The sequence below is a fragment of the Micromonospora psammae genome (assembly GCF_036902725.1).
Taxonomy (GTDB): Bacteria; Actinomycetota; Actinomycetes; order Mycobacteriales; family Micromonosporaceae; genus Micromonospora.
The window spans coordinates 128,039-141,288 of the sequence record NZ_JBAKHM010000003.1 but is presented as its reverse complement, the minus strand read 5'-3'; the positions used below and the strand labels follow the sequence as shown (position 1 = coordinate 141,288).

At 74.3% G+C, this 13,250-nt stretch carries 13 protein-coding genes; 5 read left to right on the top strand and 8 right to left on the bottom strand.

All coding sequences use genetic code 11. The annotated features are described in order from the left end of the window. Together V6U79_RS06825 and rfaE2 are read right to left on the bottom strand one after the other, a co-directional pair. Entirely contained in the window at positions 1–879 is an 879-nt protein-coding gene (locus tag V6U79_RS06825; RefSeq protein WP_334613962.1) for a glycosyltransferase family 2 protein, read from the bottom strand. Beyond that, positions 876–2,786, bottom strand: coding sequence for a D-glycero-beta-D-manno-heptose 1-phosphate adenylyltransferase (gene rfaE2 / locus V6U79_RS06820; RefSeq protein ID WP_334613961.1), 1,911 nt, complete (start codon positions 2,784–2,786; stop codon positions 876–878). The genes V6U79_RS06825 and rfaE2 overlap by 4 nt, the downstream gene beginning before the upstream one ends. Positions 2,787–2,943: 157 nt before the next feature. On the opposite strand from rfaE2, the gene V6U79_RS06815 reads away from it, so the two are divergent. Beyond that, the gene (locus tag V6U79_RS06815) at positions 2,944–4,620 is read left to right on the top strand and encodes an MDR family MFS transporter (protein ID WP_334613960.1); all 1,677 of its coding nucleotides are present in this window, start codon (positions 2,944–2,946) and stop codon (positions 4,618–4,620) included. Between the two features lie 9 nt (positions 4,621–4,629). On the opposite strand, the gene V6U79_RS06810 is transcribed toward V6U79_RS06815, so the two are convergent. Continuing rightward, positions 4,630–5,547, bottom strand: coding sequence for a LysR family transcriptional regulator (locus V6U79_RS06810; protein WP_334613958.1), 918 nt, complete (start codon positions 5,545–5,547; stop codon positions 4,630–4,632). 62 nt (positions 5,548–5,609) lie between these two features. Between V6U79_RS06810 and V6U79_RS06805 the strand changes: the two genes are divergently transcribed. Next, positions 5,610–6,491, top strand: a complete 882-nt coding sequence (locus tag V6U79_RS06805) for an EamA family transporter (RefSeq protein WP_334613957.1) — start codon at positions 5,610–5,612, stop codon at positions 6,489–6,491. Here the strand turns inward: V6U79_RS06805 and V6U79_RS06800 are convergent. Next, positions 6,484–6,975 carry an NUDIX domain-containing protein gene (locus V6U79_RS06800; protein WP_334532028.1) on the bottom strand — a complete coding sequence of 164 codons (492 nt, stop codon included), beginning with the start codon at positions 6,973–6,975 and terminating at the stop codon, positions 6,484–6,486. The genes V6U79_RS06805 and V6U79_RS06800 overlap by 8 nt on opposite strands. A gap of 99 nt (positions 6,976–7,074) precedes the next feature. Between V6U79_RS06800 and V6U79_RS06795 the strand changes: the two genes are divergently transcribed. Next, complete coding sequence (locus tag V6U79_RS06795) at positions 7,075–8,709, top strand: fatty acid--CoA ligase (RefSeq protein WP_334614156.1); 1,635 nt, start codon at positions 7,075–7,077, stop codon at positions 8,707–8,709. Positions 8,710–8,908: 199 nt separating this feature from the next. On the opposite strand, the gene V6U79_RS06790 is transcribed toward V6U79_RS06795, so the two are convergent. Continuing rightward, complete coding sequence (locus V6U79_RS06790) at positions 8,909–9,922, bottom strand: NADPH:quinone reductase (RefSeq protein ID WP_334613956.1); 1,014 nt, start codon at positions 9,920–9,922, stop codon at positions 8,909–8,911. A gap of 264 nt (positions 9,923–10,186) precedes the next feature. Between V6U79_RS06790 and V6U79_RS06785 the strand changes: the two genes are divergently transcribed. Continuing rightward, on the top strand, positions 10,187–10,360 hold the full coding sequence (locus V6U79_RS06785; protein WP_334532022.1) for a hypothetical protein: 174 nt from the start codon (positions 10,187–10,189) through the stop codon (positions 10,358–10,360). Between the two features lie 9 nt (positions 10,361–10,369). Here V6U79_RS06785 and V6U79_RS06780 read toward each other — a convergent pair whose 3' ends face one another. From V6U79_RS06780 to V6U79_RS06770, 3 genes are all read right to left on the bottom strand, one after another. Continuing rightward, positions 10,370–11,026, bottom strand: coding sequence for an HAD family hydrolase (locus V6U79_RS06780; protein ID WP_334613954.1), 657 nt, complete (start codon positions 11,024–11,026; stop codon positions 10,370–10,372). A gap of 44 nt (positions 11,027–11,070) precedes the next feature. Further along, positions 11,071–11,895 carry an SCO6745 family protein gene (locus tag V6U79_RS06775; protein WP_334614155.1) on the bottom strand — a complete coding sequence of 275 codons (825 nt, stop codon included), beginning with the start codon at positions 11,893–11,895 and terminating at the stop codon, positions 11,071–11,073. 141 nt (positions 11,896–12,036) lie between these two features. Then, positions 12,037–12,666: an FKBP-type peptidyl-prolyl cis-trans isomerase gene (locus tag V6U79_RS06770; RefSeq protein WP_334532016.1), complete on the bottom strand. Its 630-nt coding sequence runs from the start codon at positions 12,664–12,666 to the stop codon at positions 12,037–12,039. Positions 12,667–12,842: 176 nt separating this feature from the next. On the opposite strand from V6U79_RS06770, the gene V6U79_RS06765 reads away from it, so the two are divergent. After that, positions 12,843–13,235, top strand: coding sequence for a PPOX class F420-dependent oxidoreductase (locus tag V6U79_RS06765; RefSeq protein ID WP_334532013.1), 393 nt, complete (start codon positions 12,843–12,845; stop codon positions 13,233–13,235). Positions 13,236–13,250 lie beyond the last annotated feature (15 nt).

The window sequence follows — 13,250 nt, the reverse complement described above, 5'->3', positions numbered from 1 at the left end:
TCACGCCGGCTGCGGGGTGTCGGACTCGGCGAGCACGACCTCCCACGCCTCCACGTCCCGCTCGGTGACGGTGGTCGGCGACTCCAGGTGGTAGGCCCCGCTGGGCAGCACGCCGGCGCCGCCGTGGCGGGCCATCACCGCGAGCTGCGCGGCCACGTCCTCGCCCTGGTGCTTCTCCTGCACCCGGCGCCAGAAGTCGAACCCGCCCGAGTCGACCAGCGCCGCCCGGTCGTAGAGCACGCACCCGCCGACCCAGGAGACCTTGTACGCCCGCCACGCCCCCGGCGGCAGGTCGGCCTGCTGCGTGACGTGCAGCAGGTTCGCCGCCGAGTGGATGGCGGCCCGCTGCCACTGGGGGGTGCCCGGGCGGATCCGCTCGGGGGTGGGCGATGCGGTCCACTCCTCGTAGTGCCCGTGCGTCTCCGGGCGCACGTCGTCGGCGTACGACAACCCGTGCACCGCGTTGCCGACGAAGCCGCAGCCCAGCTCGCCGATCGCGGTGACCAGTCGGCGCAGGGTGGCAGGCTCCAACCAGACGTCGTCGTCGAGGCAGAGCACGTACCGGGCCACGGACCTCTCGAGCAGGTACGCCCGGTGCTCGGCGAGCCCCCGCCGCGGCAACCGGCGGGTCAGCAGCACCGGATGCCCCCGGTGGCGCAGCACCCGCACCATGGTGGCCGCCGCCGGGTGCGCGTACGCCGGGTCACCGTCGGACTGGTCGCTGACCACCACCCCGAACCCGGGCACGTCCTCCTGGGCGGCCAGCCCGGAGAGGGTGACGGCCAGCTCGGCGGGGCGGTTCCGGGTCGGGATCAGCACGTCCAGTTGCCGGGCCCGGCGGAACTCCGTGGGTGAGCCGAGGTCGAGGGGACGGTTCACGGCCGTCCGCCGGTGACCCGGTCACCCGGCGGCGAGGCGGCCGGGTGGCCGTCGGGCTGCGCGGCCCGGGTAGGGCCGTCGGGCTGCGGGGAGTGGGCCCGGATCCGCTCGATGATGGCCGAGGTGGACCGGTCCGGTACGTACCCGAGGGTGCGGACCTGACCGCCGAGCCGGCGTACCAGCGGCGCCTCGGGGACCATCTCCGGCGGGTAGTCGCCGCCCTTGACGTACACGTCGGGCCGGACGCTCTCGATCAGCGTGGCCGGGGAGTCCTCCTCGAAGACCACCACATGGTCCACACAGGAGAGCGCGGCGAGCAGGGTGACCCGGTCCTCGACCGGGTTGACCGGCCGGTCCGGGCCCTTCAGCCGGCGTACGCTGCCGTCGGAGTTGACCGCCACGACCAGCAGGTCGCCGAGCGCCCGGGCCTGTTCCAGGTAGCGGACGTGGCCGGGGTGCAGCACGTCGAAGCAGCCGTTGGTGAAGACGACCGAGCGGCCGGCGTGCCGGTGGGCCGCCACGAGCTCGTCCAGCTCGTCCTTGCCCACCAGCGTGGGATGGGCGGTGCCGTCGGAGCCCAGCGCGGCGAGCAGGTCGTCCCGGTGGCAGACGCAGGTGCCGGTGTCGGTGACGGTGACGGTGGCGGCGAGCTGGGCCAGTTGGGCCGCGGTCGGCAGCGGCGCGTCGGCCGCCAGCGCGAGGGTCATCGCCGCCAGGTACGCGTCCCCGGCGCCGACCGCGTGGCTGGCCGGTACCGGGGTGCTGTGGCTGCGCCGGGGCTCGCCGTCGGCGCCGCCGACGACCGCCCCCTCGGTGTCGAGGGTCACCGCGACCACGTCGGCGCCGGTGTGCTCCCGCAGCTCGGCCAGGCGCGACTCGGCCAGCTCGGCCCGGTCGACGCCCGCTCCGGCGGTGGCCTGCACGGTGACGCCGGTGCCGGTGACGCTCAGCCCGTCGCCGGTCATCGCCACCCGGTCCTCGCCGGGCGTCGGCTCCCCGGTCGGGCCGCAGGCCGCGGCGCCCGGCGTCCGGCCGTCCCGGTCGAGGCCGCCGGCCGCGCCGCGACCGGTGCCGGTGGGGCGCTCGCCGACGCCGCCGGGGGCCGCGCCGACGACGAGTTCGGACGGGCCGTCGGCCAGGTCGACCGGCGGGTGGTCCAGGTGCAGGCCGGCGCCGTTGTGCCCGGCGGGGCGCGGCGCGGCCCCGAAGCCGGCGGCGGCGCGGGCCAGCAACCGGGTCGCCTCGGCGAAGCTGGGGGTCACCACGGTCGGGTTGAGGCCCCGCCAGTCGGCCAGGTCGTGGGCGTCGAGCGCGAGGGTGGCGTACCGCTCGCGGTTGGCGGCCAGCCACGCGCGGACCGGCGCGGGCAGCGCGCCCAGGCCGTAGTCGCAGACCACCAGGGTGGGCGGGCCGCCGCCGGCGGCGGCCCGCAGCTCCTCGGTCGCGCACTCCAGCGCGGTGAGCAGCCCACCCACGCCGTCGTCGTCGAGCGGGTCGTCGGGGTCGCCGGAGTCCTCCCGGAGCAGGATCTGGTTGCCGGCCAGCATCCGCCGCTTCACCGGGGTGTGCCGGTGGGGCTGGCTGACCGTCCGGTCCCAGACGCCGGCCCGGTCCAGGCAGTCGTGCAGTTCGTCGCCGGCCACGTCGGCGCCGACCGGGGCGACCAGCACCGCCCGGCCGCCGAGGGTGGCGATGTTGACCGCCGTGTTGGCCGCGCCGCCGGCCGCGGAGATGCGCCGGCGCAGGGTGAGGACGGGGGCGGGCGCCTCGCGGCAGAGCCGGTCGGATTCGGCGAACCGCCACTCGTCGAGCATGGCGTCGCCGACGACCAGTACGGGACGCCCGAGCCAGCTCTCCACGACCGTGGCCAGCCGGCGCTGCTCCGCTGCTGCTGCTGCTGCTGCCATGCCTTGCGGGATCCCCCGAGTGCCCCGGGCGAAACCTGCGTGCCGGCCAGCATCGTTCCGGGGGTGGGCCACCCTCGCCGGGGAGCCGCCCCTCAGGCGCCGACCGCTTTCCGCCGTCGGCGACGCATGTTCGGCGCGGTGCGGGAATGAAGGCGGGATGACCACGGAAGCCCCGAGCGGGCCGGTGCTGAACCGCCGCCAGATCCGCCTGCTGATGTTCGGCCTGATGACCGGGATGCTGCTGGCCGCGCTGGATCAGACCATCGTCGGTACGGCGCTGCCCACCATCGTCGGCGAGCTGGGCGGGATCAACCACTACTCCTGGGTGGTGACGGCGTACCTGCTCGCCTCCACCGCCTCGACCCCGCTGTACGGCAAGATGGCCGACCTGTACGGGCGCCGTCCGGTCTTCCTCTTCTCGATCGGCACGTTCCTGCTGGGCTCGCTGCTGGCCGGCCTGTCGCAGGACATGACCCAGCTGATCGTCACCCGGGGCATCCAGGGTGTCGGCGCGGGTGGTCTGCTGACGCTGGCGTTCACCATCATCTCGGACGTGGTGTCACCCCGGGATCGAGGCCGCTACCAGGGGATATTCGGCGCGGTCTTCGGGGTGTCGTCGGTGGCCGGCCCGCTGGTCGGCGGCTACTTCGCCGAGACGAACTGGCGCTGGATCTTCTACATCAACGTGCCGCTGGCGATCCTGGCGATCGTGGTGTGCTACCACGTCCTGCGGCTGATCCCGTTCACCCGACGCGAACACGCGATCGACTGGCTGGGGGCGGCGCTGCTGGTGGCCGGGGTGAGCTGCCTGCTGCTGGCGCTGAGCTGGGGCGGCACCGAGTACGACTGGGGTTCCCCGGTGATCGTCGGGCTCTTCGTGGCCGGCGCGGTGCTCGGGGTGGCGTTCGTGCTCCAGGAGGCCCGGGTCGCCGAGCCCATCCTGCCGCTGCGGTTGTTCCGTAGCGCCACCTTCGCGCTGGCCAACTCGGCCGGCTTCGTGCTCGGTCTGGTGATGTTCGGGTCGATCATCTTCATCCCGCTCTACCTGCAGATCGTCAAGGGCGCCTCGCCGACCCGCAGCGGCCTGCTGATGCTGCCGATGATGGCCGGCATCATCGTCACCTCGGTCCTCACCGGCCGGGCGATGAGCCGGATCGGCCGGTACAAGTGGTTCCCGGTCGCCGGCTCGGTGGTGCTGCTCGTCGGGACGCTGCTCTTCACCCGCCTGGAGGTGGAGACCTCGCTCTGGGTGGCCTTCGGCTTCATGGTGGTGATCGGTGTCGGGCTGGGGCTCTGCATGCAGTCGCTCATCCTCGGCGTGCAGAACGCCGTGGACGTCCGGGACCTGGGCGCGGGGACCTCGTCGGCGACCTTCTTCCGGTCGTTGGGCGGGTCGTTCGGGGTGGCCATCCTCGGCGCGGTGCTCTCGTCCCGCCTGGCCGGCCAGCTCGCCGACCGGCTGCCCGCCGCCATCGCGCAGTTGCCGCCGCAGCAGCGCGCCGAGGTCGCCGCGAGCGGCGGGGCGGACATCTCGATCAACGACCCGGCGACCATCCTGGCCCTGCCCAGCCCGGTCCGCGCCGCTATCCAGGCCGCGTTCGTGGAATCGCTCCAGCTGGTCTTCCTGACCGCCGGGCTGATCGCCATCGTGGCCGTGCTGGTCACCCTGGCGCTCCCCGACGACCAGCTGCGCGGCGCCGGTCCGCAGGGCGCCACCGGCGGCGCCGACCCGCTCGGCGGGAAGGCCCCCGCCCCGGGCGGCAAGCCGCTGACGAAGGAGTCGAAGGAGGAGGCCGCCGCCGACATGGAGGCCAAGTCGCAGACCATGCTCTGACGCCGGCGGCTATGCGGGTACGGCCGCGAGCAGGTCGAGGACCAGGGCCAGCGGAGGCCAGGCGGCACGGCCCCGGCGGGTGACCGCGTACGACCGCAGCCGGGCCTCCGGGCCGGCGAGCGGGAGCAGTCGTACGCCGGGGAGGGTCGGTTGGTCGGCGGGGAGCAGCCCGACGCCGAGGCCGGCGACGATCAGGTCCTGGACGAGGTCCAGGCTGTCCGCCCGGTGCGCGATGCGGGGTTCGAACTCGGCCGTCGCCGCGATCGCCCGGACGACCACCTCGTCGGCGATGTTGCGGGAGTTCACGATCCAGTCGTGCGCCCGGAACCGGGTGAAGACCGCTGCGGCGGTGGCCGGCACCGGTTCCTCCCCGACGGCGTCGGCCGGTACGCCGAGGCTCCACGGCGCCGACCAGAGCGGCGTCGCCTCCAGCGTCCGGTCGATGGGCGCCGGCGCGAGGTTGTAGTCGTAGGTCAGGGCGAGGTCGACGTCGTCGGTCGCCAGCAGCGCGAACGCCTCGGCCGGTTCGTGCTCGTGGATGCGCAGCCGGACCTGCGGGTGGCGGGCGGCGAGGTGAGCGGTGATCGGCAGCAGCGACCGGCGGACGGCGGTGGCGAAGCCGGCGACCCGGACGGTGCCGACCGGCTCGGCGCGTGGGTCGAGGTCGAGCCGGGCCGCGTCGACGGCGGCGAGGATGGTCACCGCGTGCTCGGCCAGCCGCCGCCCGGCGGGAGTGAGCCGGACCCGGCGGCCCTGCGGCTCGATGAGCGTCGCGCCGGCCTCGCGGGAGAGCGCGGCGAGCTGCTGCGACACCGTGGACGTGGTGACGCCCAGCTCGTCGGCGACCTCGCGCATCGACCCGAGTCGGGCCAGCTCGCGCAGCAGTCGCAGCCGGCGCAGGTCCACGCTCCGATTGTTCAGCATCATCGAACGGCTCGTCCAGCAATGACACGTGGACATGAACGGTGGGTGGCGGCTCTACTGAGGGCATGGCTCCCACCCGTACCGGCGCGGCGATGGCGCTCGCGGCGATGTTGTTCGTGCAGCTCGGCCTGGCCGCCTCGGTCTCCCTCTTCGACGACGTGGGGCCCGAGGGTGCCGCCTGGCTGCGGCTGGCCTGGGCCGGCCTGCTGCTGGTGGTCCTGGTCCGCCCCCGCCCGTCGGGCTTCACCCGGCGTGCCCTGCTGGCCTGTGTCGCGCTCGGCGTGGTGACCGCCGGGGTCACCATCCTGTTCATGGCCGCGGTGGCCCGCCTGCCGCTGGGCACGGCGAGCGCGCTGGAGTTCCTGGGCCCGCTCGGGGTGGCGGTGGCCCGGGGTCGGGGTGGGACGAAGCTCTGGCCGGCGCTCGCCGCCGTGGGCGTGCTGCTGCTCACCGAGCCGTGGCGCGACGGTGTGGATCCGGTGGGCGTCGCTCTCGCCCTGGCCGCGGGTGCCTGCTGGGCGGCGTACATCCTGCTCACCCAGCGGGTCGGCGACGAGGTCTCCGGCATCCGGGGGCTGGCGGTGTCGATGCCGGTGGCCGCCGTGGTCGCCACCGTGGTGGTCGGGCCGGGCGTTCTCGGCGACCTCACCTGGCCGGTGCTGCTGGCCGGGCTGGGGCTGGCCGTGCTCCTGCCGGTGCTGCCGTTCGTACTGGAACTGCTCGCCCTGCGCCGGCTGACCACCGCCGCGTTCGGCACGCTGATGAGCCTGGAACCGGCGATCGCGCTGGTCATCGGCCTGGTGGCGCTGCACCAGGTGCCGGGAGTCGGGGCGGTGGTCGGGATCGCCTTCGTGGTGGCCGCCGGCATCGGCGCCGAACGCACCGGCGCGCGGGCCGAGGCGGTCGCGCCGACCCGACCCGAGCCGGCCGTGGCCGGGACTACTTGAGGATCAGGCGGTTGGTCTGCTCGAAGACGTCCAGGTCGGCGAGGGTCTCCGGCACCGAGGCCGACAGCGGCGAGGGGAACGCGTCGCGCGGGAAGAAGCCGGCGTCGGTGGTCTCGTCGGTCACCCGGGCCAGGTCGCCGTCCCAGTCCTCCACCCGGAACGCGGCGGTGAAGATCTGGTAGGTGTGGCCGTACATGTTGGTGTGGGTGCGGTCCGGGCCGGTGTAGAGGGCGAACGCGCTCACCCGCAGCGCCCGCAGGCCGGTCTCCTCCCGGACCTCGCGGACCGCGCAGTCGGCGATCGACTCGCCCAGCTCCATGGCGCCCGCCGGCAGCGCCCAGTGACCGTTGTCCGAGCGCTGGATCAGCAGCACCCGTCCGGCGTTGTCGCGCACCACGGCACGGGCGCCGACGAACATCAGCGTCCGGTCACCGGCCAGGGCGCGCAGCTGCCCCACGTACGATTCGGCCCAGGAGATGCTCACCCGGACGAATTTACGGGGGCCCGCCGAGGCCGACCCGGTTTCCGGGGTTCCCATGGTGTGACCGGCGACACTAGCTTGTTACCCATGCGTAGCACGATGATGGACGCCCCCCTTCAGGTATCCCGGATCCTCGAACACGGCTCCACCGTGCACAGCACGGCCGAGGTCGTCACCTGGACCGGGGCCGAGCCCCGCCGGATGTCGTACGCGGAGGTCGGCCGGGCCGCGGCGCGGCTCGCCCACGCCCTGCGCGACGAGTGCGGGGTGACCGGTGACGAGCGGGTCGCCACGTTCATGTGGAACAACAACGAGCACCTGGTGGCCTACTTCGCCGTGCCGAGCATGGGCGCGGTGCTGCACACGCTGAACATCCGGCTCTTTCCCGACCAGGTCGCCTACATCGCCAACCACGCCGAGGACCGGGTGGTGCTGGTCGACTCGACGCTGATCCCGCTGCTGGCCCGGGTGATCGGCGAGATGACCACGGTCCGGCACCTGGTGGTGGTCGGCGGGGGCGACCCGGCGCCGCTGGTCGCGGCGGCCGGCGACCGGCTCACCGTGCACCACTGGGACGAGCTGCTGGCCGGCCGCCCCGACAGCTACGACTGGCCGGAGGTGGACGAGCGGGACGCCGCCGCGCTCTGCTACACCTCCGGGACCACCGGCAACCCGAAGGGCGTGGCCTACTCGCACCGCTCGATCTACCTGCACTCGTTGCAGGTCTGCATGCCGGAGGGCTTCGGCCTCGGGCCGGTCGACCGGGAGCTGGCGATCGTGCCGATGTTCCACGCGATGTCGTGGGGGCTGCCGTACGCGGCGTTCCTCTCCGGCGCGTCGCTGATCATGCCGGACCGGTTCCTCCAGGCCGCGCCGATCGCCGAGATGATCGCCGCCGAGCGGCCCACCCTGGCCGGCGCGGTGCCGACCATCTGGAACGACCTGCTGACCTATCTGGACGGTCGCGACGTGGACACCTCCTCGCTCAAGGAGGTGATCGTCGGCGGTTCGGCCTGCCCGCCGGCGCTGATGCACGCGTTCGCCGAGCGACACGACATCGAGGTGATCCACGCCTGGGGGATGACCGAGATGTCCCCGCTCGGCTCGGTCTCCCGGCCGCCGGCCGGGGCGAGCGGGGACGAGGCCTGGCGCTACCGCTACACCCAGGGCCGGGTGCCGGCCGGCGTCGAGGCGCGGATCGTCGGCCCGCTGGGCGAGCCGCTGCCCGCCGACGGGACGTCCGTCGGCGAGCTGGAGGTCCGCGGGCCGTGGGTGACCGCCCGGTACGTCGGGGACGAGGCCCCGGACGAGGAGAAGTTCCGCGACGGCTGGCTGCGCACGGGGGATGTCGGCACGCTCTCGCCGGACGGCTACATCACGCTCACCGACCGGGCCAAGGACGTGATCAAGTCCGGCGGGGAGTGGATCTCCTCGGTGGAGCTGGAGAACGCCCTGATGGCCCACCCGGACGTGCAGGAGGCGTGCGTGGTGGGGGTGCCCGACCCGCGGTGGGACGAGCGTCCGCTGGCCACGGTGGTGATCCGCGAGGGCGCCTCGGTGACCGTGGAGGAGCTGCGGGCGTTCCTGGCGAAGTCGGTGGCGCACTGGCAGCTGCCGGAGCGGTGGGCCTTCATCGACGCGGTGCCGAAGACCAGCGTCGGCAAGTTCGACAAGAAGGTGGTCCGGTCGCGGTACGCCGAGGGCGGCCTCGAGGTGCGGGAGCTGAGCGGGCCGTAACGTTTTTCGGGGGCCCGTCGCCGTTGGGGATAGGGACGTACTCCTGAAGCATCCCTCCCCAGGGGCGGCCCCGGCGTTCGCACCGCGCCGGGGCCGCCCGCTCCTTTGCGGGGCGACCCGCGCATTCATTGTTGCGAAACATGTTCGCTTCTGTCCCGATGACGGGGAAATCCGGCCTGCTCAGCGGGCCCCCGCACCGTCACTGCTCGCCGGTGATGAGGAGCGCCTTGCCCACCAGGGAGTCCTCCACCGCCTGATGGGCCACGGCCGTCTCGGCCAGCGGATGGTGGTGCAGCGGCAGGCCGGCGTCCGCGCCCACCCGCACGGCACCCTGCGCCACCGCCGCCGACACGTCCCGGACCGCCCGCGCCTTCGCCACCGCCGGCTCGGTGTAGACGAGCACGAACTGCCAGCGGGCGTTCGGCACCATCAGCGGCCGGATCGGCAGGGTCACCTCGTCGCCGCCGTCGTCGGCGTACACGCAGACCGCACCGCCCGGCCGGAGCAGCTGCACGTCGATCGCGGCGTTGTGCGCCGGGGAGACCTCCACGATCGTGTGCACCCCGTCGGGGGCGATCTTGCGAACCTCCTCGACCACGTCCTGCTCGCGGTAGTCGACCACGAAGGACGCGCCGGCCGCCGCCGCGAGCTGCGCCTTCTGCGGGCTGCTCACCGTGGCGATCACGCGCGCGTCGGCCCAGCGGGCGAGCTGGATCGCCGCGTTGCCGACCGCGCCCGCCCCGCCCTGCACCAGCACCACGTGGTCGCTCAGCGCGCCCGCGTGCAGCTTCTCCGGCATGTACTCGCCGGCGGTGAGGCAGCGGTGCGCGGTGAGGAACGGGATGCCCAGGCAGGCGCCCAGGTCGAAGGGGGCGGCGCCGAGGCGTACCGCCTGCCGGACCGGGACCACCGTGTACTCGGCGGCGGTGCCCCAGGGCCGCTGCCAGGCGGCCTCCCAGACCCAGACCCGTTCGCCGATCAGGCCCTGGTCGACGCCCTCGCCGACGGCCTCGACCACGCCGGCGCCGTCCTGCCCGGGGGTCTGCCAGCCGGCCGGCAGCGGCCACTGCCGCCGCGCCTTGAAGTCGGTCGGGTTCACTCCGGCGACCGCCAGCCGAACCAGCACCTCGCCCGCCCCCGGCTCCGGCACCGGCCGGTCCACCAGCTTCAGCACCGAGGGGTCGCCGGTCTGCTCGTACACGATCGCCTTCATCCCCGTCTCCCTCCGAGAGTCGCGTTCCCCATCTTCGCCGATCCCGCCCGGGTCGGTGGGGCGTCGCCGGTCCCGGCGGTGATCACCTACTGTGGTGGCCAGCGCACCTTGGGTCGACCGTGCGGCCGACCCACCGCGATCGATGAGATGAACAGGACCGTGTTGGCCGGTCGCCCGCTACGGGCCGGTGCCGGGTCCGCTGGCGCCGACCGATCCCGCCGGGCCCGCCGTCCGTATCACCGGGTAGCCGGTCGAGGAGGGGTCATGCGGGACGTACCAGAGGTGGCGCCGACGTCGCTCGTGACGCTCCGTGCCGGTGCCGAGGTCGTGCCGCCGGCCCCGCCGGAGCCCGCCGGCGAGCCGGTCGAGGCCCCGGCCGCCGGTGAGCGCCCCGAGGTGCCGTTCCTGCCCGCGTCCAGCCGCAGCCGCCGGATCTGACGCCGCGGCTCAGCCGAGCCCGTCCACCACCTCCGGGGTCAGCTCCCGCACCGAGGTCAGCACCACGGCGGCGAGCGCCTGGGCGTCCGGGTCCAGCGGGTACGACCCGTGCGGGATCGCCACCACCGGCATGCCGGCGGCGGCCGCCGAGCGCACGCCGTTGGAGGAGTCCTCGATCGCGACGCAGCGGGCCGGATCCACGCCGAGCCGCTCGGCGACGGTCAGGTAGACGTCCGGCGCCGGCTTGCCCCGCGCGGTCTCCTCGGTGGAGAGGGTGACCCGGAAGGCGTCGGCGAGGTCGGTGGCGGCCAGCGCCGCGGCGATCAGCCGGGTCGGCGAGGAGCTGGCCAGCCCGAGCGGCCACCGCCCGGCGAGCCGGCGCACGACCCGGTCGGCGTCGTCGATCAGGGGTACGTGCCGCGCGTACCGGTCGGTCATCTCGTCGACCACCTCGGTGGCGACCTGCCCGGCGGCGCGGTCGACGCCCAGCTCGCCGCTGAGGTATTCGGCCCACTCGCCGGTGCTCATCCCCATCAGCCGGCGTTGGGTGTCCGACTGCCAGGTGCCGCCGTGTGCCGCCACGTACGCCCGCCGGACCTCCTCCCACACCGGCTCGGAGTCCACGATCACGCCGTCCAGGTCGAAAACCACCGCATCCACCGTCACCCGCCCATCCTGCCCGACCGGGCGGGCCGGCGCGGCCGTCCCGCTCAGCCCTGGAGGGCGGGCAGGCCGATCGGGCTGTTCTCCGGGATCACGGTGTGGCAGGCGCGGGCCATCGGTTCGAGCAGTTCCCGCAGCCGGTCGGTGCGGTCCGGGCCGAGTGTCAGCCAGGGGCGGGCGGCGGCGCGGTCGGTGGCGTCCTCGATCGCCTGGAAGCCGGCCCGGCCGACGTCGGTCGCGGTGCCGTCACCGGTGAGCCAGCCCCGCTCGGCCAGCCGGCCGCGGGCCCGCGCCCACTGCTCCTCCGACCAGCCGCGACCGAGCAGGTTCTGCGGGTGGGTGTCGACCGCGACCCGCCAGGCCAGCGTCTCGACCGGGTCGAGACCGGCGGCGACCAGGGCCGCGACGTGCCCGTCGCCGCGGTGCTCGCGCAGCGTGGTGGCGGCCTGCCAGAGCCGGGCCAGCGGGTACTCGCCGCGCGGCAGGGCGGCGTTGGCCGCGCCGAGCACCCGGCCCGCGGTGTCGGCCGCGGCGGCGGCGCTCTCCAGCAGGTCGGCCGCCTCGACCAGGTGCTCCTCGGGCAGCTCGTAGGTCAGCTCGGCGAGCGCCTGCACGGCACCGGTGAGCCGGGCCCGCAGCGACTCCTCCGGGGTGGCCAGCCGCCACACGGCCGGCAGCGCCCGGGACACCATCGGCGGGGCGAAGGTGAAGAACGCCGCGATCACCGGCGGGGCGTCGGTCGGGCCGAGCGGGGCGGCCCGACCGGCGAAGTAGCCGCGCCAGTAGCCGCGCAGCCCGACCGCCTCGTACGCGGCGCGGGCGCGGGGATGGAAGTAGGTGACGGCGTGCAGGGGTTCGACGTGCGTCCACATCAGTCGGGCGGTCCGCCCGGGATCGTCCAGCGCCGGCACGTGCACCTCCGCAGGGGTGAGGGGTCACCGTGGTGCGGCGGACCGCCCACGGTGACCTTGAACCTACTGCCGGTGTACAAGGTGCGGGAAGCCCCTTGTGGGCTACCGCACGGAGAGCACGTCGACGACGAAGCGCAGCGGGCCGGCCGGCGCGCCCGGGCGCTGCGGCTTCTCGCCGTACGCCAGGTCGGCCGCGATGTCGAGCTGCACCCGGCTGCCGACGGTCTGACCCTGCAGGCCCTGGTCCCAGCCCGGGATGACGTTGCCCTGGCCGAGCATGAACGAGAACGGCTCCGACCGCTTCCAGGAGGCGTCGAACTCCTCGCCGGTCCGGTACGACACGCCCACGTAGTTCACCGTGATCTCCTGGCCGGACTGGGCGGCCGGGCCGGTGCCCTTGATCAGCGGGGTGGCGTTCACGCCGCTCAGGTCCCCCTCGCCCTTGCCGACGGTCGGCTTGGTGCAGAGCGCCCGGTCGGCGCCCTCGGGCAGCGTCGGGAAGCCGCCCGAGCAGCCGGCGGGTGCGGCGGCCGGCTCCGGGTCGCCGCTGCGGGTCACCACGAACACGCCGACGATCACCGCGATGACCGCCAGGCCGGCGACCGCGCCCAGCCACGCCTGCCGGCGCTTCTTCGCCTCGGCGGCCTTCTGCGCGGCCAGTTGGGCGGCCAGCCGTCGCTGCGCCTTCGTCTCGCCCTGGCCCGCCGGCCGGTTCTCCGTACGCTCGCTCACGTCCTCGACTCCCTGCTGGTGTGGGTGACCGGCCCGACGACCCGCTGCCGTGGCCAGCGCACACGGTACCCGGATCGATGCCCGGGGTGTCCGCTCGCCCGCCCCCGGTGTCCCGTCGCCGCACGTTGCTCCCGTTCGTCCGAGTGCGGGCGGTCCGACAGCGGTAGGTTCCATTCATGGCGATCCTCACCGACGAAGACCTGGCCCTGCTCTCCGAACCGCAGCTGGCCCACGTGGCCACCGTCGAGGCCGACGGCACCCCGCACGTCACCCCGGTCTGGGTGGACACCGACGGCGAGCACATCGTGTTCAACACCGCGAAGGGGCGGCAGAAGTACCTCAACATCGAGCGGAACCCGGTGGTCGCGGTCTCCGTGGTCGACAAGGCGGACGACTTCCGCACCCTCTGGGTCAAGGGCACCGCCGAGCTGGTCACCGAGGGCGCGGACGAGCACATCGACCGGATGGCGAAGAAGTACCTCGGGCAGGACACCTACCCGTTCCGCCAGCCCGCCGAGCAGCGCGTCATCGTCCGCATCACCCCGACCCAGAAGCTCGGCCGCGGCTGAGGGAGTGCGGCGCGG